The 7269-nt window shown below is 72.0% G+C and carries 3 protein-coding genes; 2 read left to right on the forward strand and 1 reads right to left on the reverse strand.

The window, feature by feature from the left end:
- The coding region (locus NA4_RS43420) for an IniB N-terminal domain-containing protein (RefSeq protein ID WP_067480402.1) at positions 1–3127 on the reverse strand (3127 nt) is incomplete at its 3' end.
- 302 nt (positions 3128–3429) lie between these two features.
- Between NA4_RS43420 and NA4_RS36465 the strand changes: the two genes are divergently transcribed.
- Both NA4_RS36465 and NA4_RS36470 read left to right on the forward strand, forming a co-directional pair.
- Positions 3430–5217, forward strand: a complete 1788-nt coding sequence (locus tag NA4_RS36465) for an Hsp70 family protein (protein ID WP_067480407.1) — start codon at positions 3430–3432, stop codon at positions 5215–5217.
- On the forward strand, positions 5210–7269 hold a 2060-nt coding region (locus NA4_RS36470), incomplete at its 3' end, for a helix-turn-helix transcriptional regulator (RefSeq protein ID WP_067480410.1). The genes NA4_RS36465 and NA4_RS36470, both read left to right, overlap by 8 nt.

The raw sequence follows: 7269 nt of genomic DNA on the forward strand, positions 1-7269 counted from the left end.
TCGACAAGCCGGATCCGAGTCCGGCACCAGCCTGCGTGCCCGCGTCGAGCCCGGCGGAGAGACCGGTACCGAGCCCGGCACCAGCCTGCGCTCCCGCATCGAGCCCAGCCGACAGACCCGTACCCAGCCCGGCACCAGCGTCGATGGCGCCGCCGAGCCCGGACTCGAGACCGGAACCGGCGTGCACCACGCCGTCCACGCCGCTGGACAGTCCGGTCGTCGCCTCGCCCCCGGCGTCGAGCACCGCGCCGAGTCCGGTTTCCAGCCCCGTCCCGAACTGTCCTCCGGTGTTCAACGAGCTGTCCAGGCCGCCACCCAGTTCCGCGCCGGTGCTGACGGCCGCGCCGAGCCCCGTCGCGAGCCCGGTCTCCAGACCCGCCGTCGCCTGCGTTCCGAGATTCCCCGCACCACCAACGGCCGAGGAGAAGTTGCCACCGAGTCCTGTGGTGAGATTGCCCGAACCCTGCGCCGCGGTATCGAGTCCGCCGGTGAGCCCGCTTGCCGCCTGGCCTCCTGCCTCGAACACACCACCGATCCCGGTCGACAAACCGGTTTCCAGTCCGCTGCCGATCTGCGCGCCTGCGTCTGCGGCGCCATGCAATCCGGTCGAGGCCCCCGCACCCAGGTCCGTCCCCGCCTGCGCGGCACCGCCCAGCGCTGCGTCGACACCCGTGGCCAAACCACCAGCCGCATCCACAGCGCCTTCCAAACCGGCACCGACACCAGCCTGCCCAGCAGCACCAAGACCCGCCGAGAAGTCAGTCCCCGCACCCGCAGCACCCCCGAGCCCCGCACCCAAGCCTGTGGTCAGGCCTGCGGCACCATCCACAGCGCCCTCCAGACCCGCTTCAAGGCCGGCCTGCCCACCAGCACCCAGGCCCGCGGTCAAGCCGCTCGCCGCGTCCACGGCGCCCTCCAGACCTGCGCCGGCCTGCCCACCAGCGCCCAGCGCCGCGTCCACGCCAGTGGTCAAACCACCAGCCCCATTCACAGCGCCCTCCAAACCGGCACCCAGACCAGCCTCGCCAGCAGCACCAAGACCCGCCGAGAAGTCAGTCGCCGCACCCGCAGCACCCTGAAGTCCCGCACCCAAGCCCGTGGTCAGGTTCGCGGCACCATCCACAGCGCCCCCGAAACCTGCGCCGGCCTGCCCACCAGCGCCCAGCGCCGCGTCCACACCGGTGGTCAGTCCACCGGCGGCACCGAGACCCGCCGAGAAGTCAGTCCCCGCGCCCGCGGCACCCCCGAGCCCCGCACCCAAGCCCGTGGTCAGGTTCGCGGCACCATCCACAGCGCCCCCGAGACCCGCGCCAACCTGCCCACCGGCACCGAGATCGGTGGTCAAATCGGCAGCTCCGCCCACAGCGCTCTGAAGTCCAGCGCCAAGGCCGCTGGTTACGTCCACGGCGCCGTCCACCGCACCCGCAAGACCCGTGTCGAGCCCGGCACCAGCCTGACCGCCGAGAGCCCCACCGACGCCGGTAGACAACCCGCCCGCGGCACCCACAGCACCCTCCAGACCCGCACCCGCCTCAGCACCGAGGCTGCCGGTCAGGTCCGTTGCCGCACCAACGGCACCATCGAGACCTGCGCCCAAGCCCGTGGTCACGCCTGCGGCGCCATCCAGAGCGCCCTCGAGGCCGACCCCCAGACCGGTAGTCGCATCCACTGCTCCCTCGAGCCCCGCGCCGAGACCCGTGGTCACGTTCGCGGCGCCACCGACAGCCCCTTCCAAGCCCGTAGTCGCGTCGGCGGCACCGCCCAGGGCGCCTTCCAAGCCAACGCCCAGACCGGTAGTCGCATCAATCGCACCATCCAGACCCGCGCCCAAGCCCGTAGTGACACCCACGGCGCCATCCAGAGCACCCTCGAGACCACCGCTGAGGCCAGTCGCCAAGCCGGTCGTCGCATCCACTGCTCCCTCCAAGCCCGCGCCGAGCCCCGTGGTCAGGTCCGCCGCACCACCCACGGCACCCTCGAGACCACCGCTGAGGCCAGTCGTCAAGCCGGTCGTCGCATCCACAGCTCCCTCCAAGCCCGCGCCGAGCCCCGTGGTCAGGTCCGCCACACCGCCCACGGCACCTTCAAGACCAGCACCCAGCCCCGTGGTCAGGTCCGCCGCACCACCGACGGCACCTTCGAGACCACCACCCAGACCGGTCGTCAGACCCGTCGTCGCATCAATCGCGCCATCCAGGCCCGCGCCCAGACCGGTCGTCAAGCCGGTCGTCGCGTCTACCGCGCCCTGCAGGCCTGCGCTGAGATCAGCGCCTGCTTGCGCACCGGCGTTCAGGGCAGCGTCTATGCCGGTGGTCAGACCGGTTGCCGCGCCCACGGCGCCTTGCAGTCCGGCGCCAAGACCCGTGGTCAGGTCCGCAGCGCCGTTCACCGCGCCTTCCAGACCCGCGCCGAGGCCGGTCGTCAGGCCCGCCGCCGCATCCACCGCGCCCTCGAGGCCGGCGGAAAGGTCGGCGCCCGTGCCGATGGCGGCGTCGATGCCGGTGGACAGGCCGGTCTCCAGGCCCGCGCCGATGTTTCCAGCGCCCGCCAAGCCGGTGGACAGGTCGGCGTCGAGGTCGATGCCGCCGCCGATACCGCTGATCACCTGGGCGCCCGCGCCGAGCAGGCCGCCAACGGCCGCGGACAGATCGGCGCCCGCGTTGACCACCGTGTCGAGGCCCGCGGCCAGCCCTGCACCCAGGCCTGCGCCGATCTCGAGACCAGTGTCGATCGCAGTGTCCAGACCCACGTCGACGCCAGTGTCCACCCCGAGGTCGACACCAGCGCCTGCTCCGCCGCCCGCACCGACGCCGAGGTCGACGCCCAGGTCCGTGCCCAGGTCGACACCAGCGTTCGCGACCGCGGCCGCGCCCACGGTGCCCGCCGCGCCCACCGCGGCCGCCGCACCGGTCTGCGCACCCGCCGCCACGATGGCCTGCAGCTGGGAACCGCCGGTGACCAGCGCCGACTCGGCAACCATAGGAGCGCAGAGGGTGATGTCCTCCGGGGTCACCGCGCTCAAGCCGGCGGCGGCAAGCGCCTGGGTGGGGTTCGCGCAGTAAGCGACTGCGGCCTCTTCATTCCGCAGCAGATCGAGGATGAACTCCAGAATCGCGTTGGGTGTCATGAGAATCGTCTCCTGAGATCCGGCGGACCTCCTGATCCGCAGTCGTTGGAATGCAAATCACGCTAGGAGCGCATCCCGTTACGCCGAAACGGGGCGAACCCCTACGGCCCTGCGTGGGTACTCGGTAGGGGTGCAGCCGAAATTAGGGGAATTGCCCCAACCTTTCCCCTAGCGAAGTAACGGCTGCTGGCCAGCAACCGACAGAACGGTTGCGTCGGCGTGGCTCCAACGGCCTGCGCACCATCTCGGAACTACACAGCAGCGACACCGGACCAGACAGCTTTTTCGAACGGGGTTCTCGAATGACACAGCGCCTGGCGCTCGGCATCACTGTCGGGGCGTCGAATTCGGTCGCCGTGGCGGCAACGGAAGATGGCGACGACGGCATCGGCCCGTCCGGCGGCGGTTACCTGCGCACGCATCCGAGCGTGTTGCGGTTGTCGCAGGATATGGCGCCCACTTTCGGCTCGGGCGCTCGCGCCACCGGCCGCCATTCCAGTGACGTCCTGTTGGAGGGTTTCCTCGCCAGGGTCGGTGACCCGGTGGGCATCCTAGCCGAGGACGGCTCCTCGTATGCCGCGCCCGACCTGGTCGCCACCGCGATCGGCTGCTTGATCGACGAGATCGCCGCGGACACAGGAGCATCCGCCACCGAGGCCATCGTCGCTTGCCATCCGGGCTGGTGGTCGCGGCACACCGTCGAGATCCAGCGCGACGCAGTCGAGCGGGCCGGGCTCGGCGAGGTGACCTTGGTTCCGGAGCCCACCGCCGCGATCCGCTGGCTGGATGCGGCGCACGGCCGGTCCGGCGACGGCGCGGTCGTCGTCTACGACCTCGGCGCCACCGGACTGACCGTCTCGGTGGTGCGCACCGGCGAGCACGCCAGTCTGCTCGGCACGCCGTTGCACAACACCGATGTGGCCGGTGCGGAATTCGATCTGCTGACCATGCGCTATGTCTTGGCAAATGCCGTGCTCGCCGCGGATTTCGATCCATTCGATCCGGTGGTGGAGCGTGAATTGGCGGCTTTGCGCGAACGCTGCAGAAAAGCGAAAGAAGAGCTTTCCATAAATACGGCGACGGTCGTTCCGGTTCGGTTGGATCCCGCCGACCCACGCGGCAGCACCGTGCGGCTGGTGCGGGGCGAACTGGAAGACCTGCTGCGCGGACCGTTGTCCAGTTCGATCGATCTGATCCGCGACGCGGTGCACCGCGCGGGGCTGGAGATCGGCGATGTCGGCCGCGTCCTGCTCACCGGCGGCGGTGGCGCGATCCCCCTGGTCGCGGAATTGATCTCGTCCGAGTTCGGGCTGCCTGTGGTCGCCGCCCCCGACCCGGAGCACACCACGGCGCGCGGCGCCGCGCTGCTGGCCGCCGATCTGCTCGCCGCCGAGACGGATCAGCTTCCGCTGGCCGGCCCGGACGCCGAGGACGAGACCGTGCCTCAGCCCAGAGCACTCCCCGCGCCCAGGATCGCGACGCTGCCCGAGGATCGCCCGGCACGCCGTCGCGCGGTGACGAGCAAGCGGCGCGTCGCCGTCGTCGCGGGTGCCGCCTTGGCCATCGGCCTGCTGGCCACCGGGACCCTCGCGATCGGAACCGGTATCCAGTCCGGCCCGAGCCATCCCGCCTCGACCGAGCAGTCGACCTCCGGCGCGGCGCAGGTCGCGGCGACGACGGGAGCACAGCCGGGCGATCCGTCCGCACCCGCGACGGGTGTCGCCGCCACCGATGCCGCGACATCGACGCGCCGCCCGGCAACCAGCGCTTCGGAAGCAGCGGGTCCACCCTCGTCCGCCGCCGAAGGCACCACCGCGGTCGTTGCGAACAGCGAGCAAACTCCCGGCCAGCCCGGTCCCGCGGAATCCCCAGCACCCCAACCTGCCCCTCAGCCGCAACCTCAGCCTTCCCCTGCACCGGCACCGGCACCGACCAACCCGCAACCCACGCCGCAGCAGCCGCGGCCCACGGTGCCGAGCGCCCCGAGCCTGCCGACCGGCGTGCTGAGCGACACCATCGACGGCGTCGGCGACAGGGTCGGGACGGTGCTGCGCGCGCCCGGCGAGATCCTGGGAGGCTCCGGTGGCTGAGATCGCCTTCGACACCCTCCCCTGCGCCCGCGACATCTTCCGCGACCTGGAATCCGTCGACGAACAGCCGGTCGTCTACCTGATCCGCGGTCGCTCGCAAACCGGTAAATCGACCCTCCTCGCGGAGATCCGGGCTCGCCTGCGCGCCCGAGGCGTCCCACTGCAGGACGACACCGCCGCCCTGCGGCACACCCACGCGGGCAATGGCTCCCCTGTGGTGTCCCACGCACCGAGCGCGGTTGTCACCGGCACGGCAGGAGTGACCACCGAGACCGCCCGCCCCGCCCTGGTCATCGACAACGCCCACACGCTCGGCCAGTTCGAGCTCGAATACCTTTGCTCCACAGTCGAATCAGGTCATCGCACAGTGGTCGTCGCCACCCAGCCGCGCCCGCACGACACGCGGCTGCGGATGCTCGCCGAAGCGGTGGCCCGGCGGGGGCGCGTGGCCGATCTGCGCCCGCTCGGCGTCGCGGATATGGCGCCGTTCGCCAGGGAACTGGGCATGATGGTGCCGCGCCAGGTCGCCCAGCACATCCATCTGCAGACCGGGGGTATCCGCGGCGGTGTGGTCGCCGCGCTGACCGCGGCCTGCTCGGCGCGGCTGGACGCGGGCATCGCCGCTGTCGACACGGCAGTCGCCGCGTGGGCGCGCGGGCTGCTGGACAACCTGGAGCCCGATCTGCTGGAAACCCTCGTCGTCGCCACCACCGGAACCGGACTCGACTCCAGCGAGCTCACCGAGGTGCTCGGCGTGGAGCAGGCCGTCGCGCAGGATCTCATCGACCGAGCCAGGGCCAGTGCGCTGGTCACCGACGCCGACCTGCTGCTGGAGCCGGCCGTCGGGCCGCTGCGCACGCTACTCGGCGACCGCAGGTTCGTCGCGATCGAACGCCGGTTGCTCGGCGCCCGGCTGGAGGCCGGCCTGCTGCGCGACCGCACCGCCATGCAGCTCGCCGAATCCGGTGTCCGCGATCCCCGCCTGGCCGAGTTCCTCGTCGCCGCCGCGGAGAAGGCCGGTCGCGACGCGGTCCGCTACTACGCGGCCGCGGCTTCCGCCGGGGCCGACCTCGATCCGATCGCGCTGCGCTGGGCCGAGGCGGCCGCGCGCGCCGGCGATGGCGAGACGGCCATGCGGCTGGCCGAGCCCATGCTGGCACGTTCGGGCGGCCCTGACGCCGATCTCGCGACCGCCGTGCGGATCTGCGCGGCGGTGCTGACCCGCCGTGGCCTGGTCGGTCGGGCGGCGCAGCTGTACACCTGGCTCGGGCCGGACCGGGTCGGCGCGGACTGGGCGCTCGGCGCGACCGTGCTATGCCTGGCAGGCGACGCCGCGGGCGCCAAGGAGATGTCCGCGTCGGCGATGCAGTGGCCGCCGACCGAGGCCGACGCGCACGCCCGGCTGATCGCGACCGCGCTCACCGACACGGTCGAACCGGGCAACGGCACCGCTGCCGCAGTATCCGCACTGGTGCAGGCGACGCACGCGGATGCGGGAGTGGAACGCTTCCTGCCGTCCACGGCGGCCTCCATCGCGACCCTGCTCTCGCTCGGCACCGGTGAGCCGCGCCGCGCGGGCGACGCGTTGCGGCGTGCCACCGCGAGCGGGCTGCATTGTCACCAACTCGACGTGCTCGCGGCCTGGACCGCGATGCTCGGCGGCGACGAGCGCGCCGCCGCGGCGACCGTGGCCGCGCTGGACCACGCCGAGCTGGACGTCCGTGACCGGCTGCTCGCGCACGGCGTCACGGTCGGTCTGGCCCGGCGCAGCGGTGATCACACCGCGCTCGCCCGTGCGTGGCAGGCGGCGTATCCGCTGTTCGATGACGTGCAGGCCGATCTGCTGTCCCTGCTGCCGATCGGCGAGTTGTGGCTGGCGGCCATCCGGATGCGCGACGAGCGCCGGATCGCGCCGCTGGTGGACGCCGCGCTCGCGCTGCTTCGTCGCTTGGACGAGCCACCTGCCTGGTCCAACGCTTTCCACTGGTACGGCGTGCAGGCCGCGATCGCGCACGAAAGCCCCGAGGAACTGCTGCCGCACGCGCGCGCCCT

This window comes from Nocardia amamiensis NBRC 102102 (assembly GCF_001612745.1).
Taxonomy (GTDB): Bacteria; Actinomycetota; Actinomycetes; order Mycobacteriales; family Mycobacteriaceae; genus Nocardia; species Nocardia amamiensis.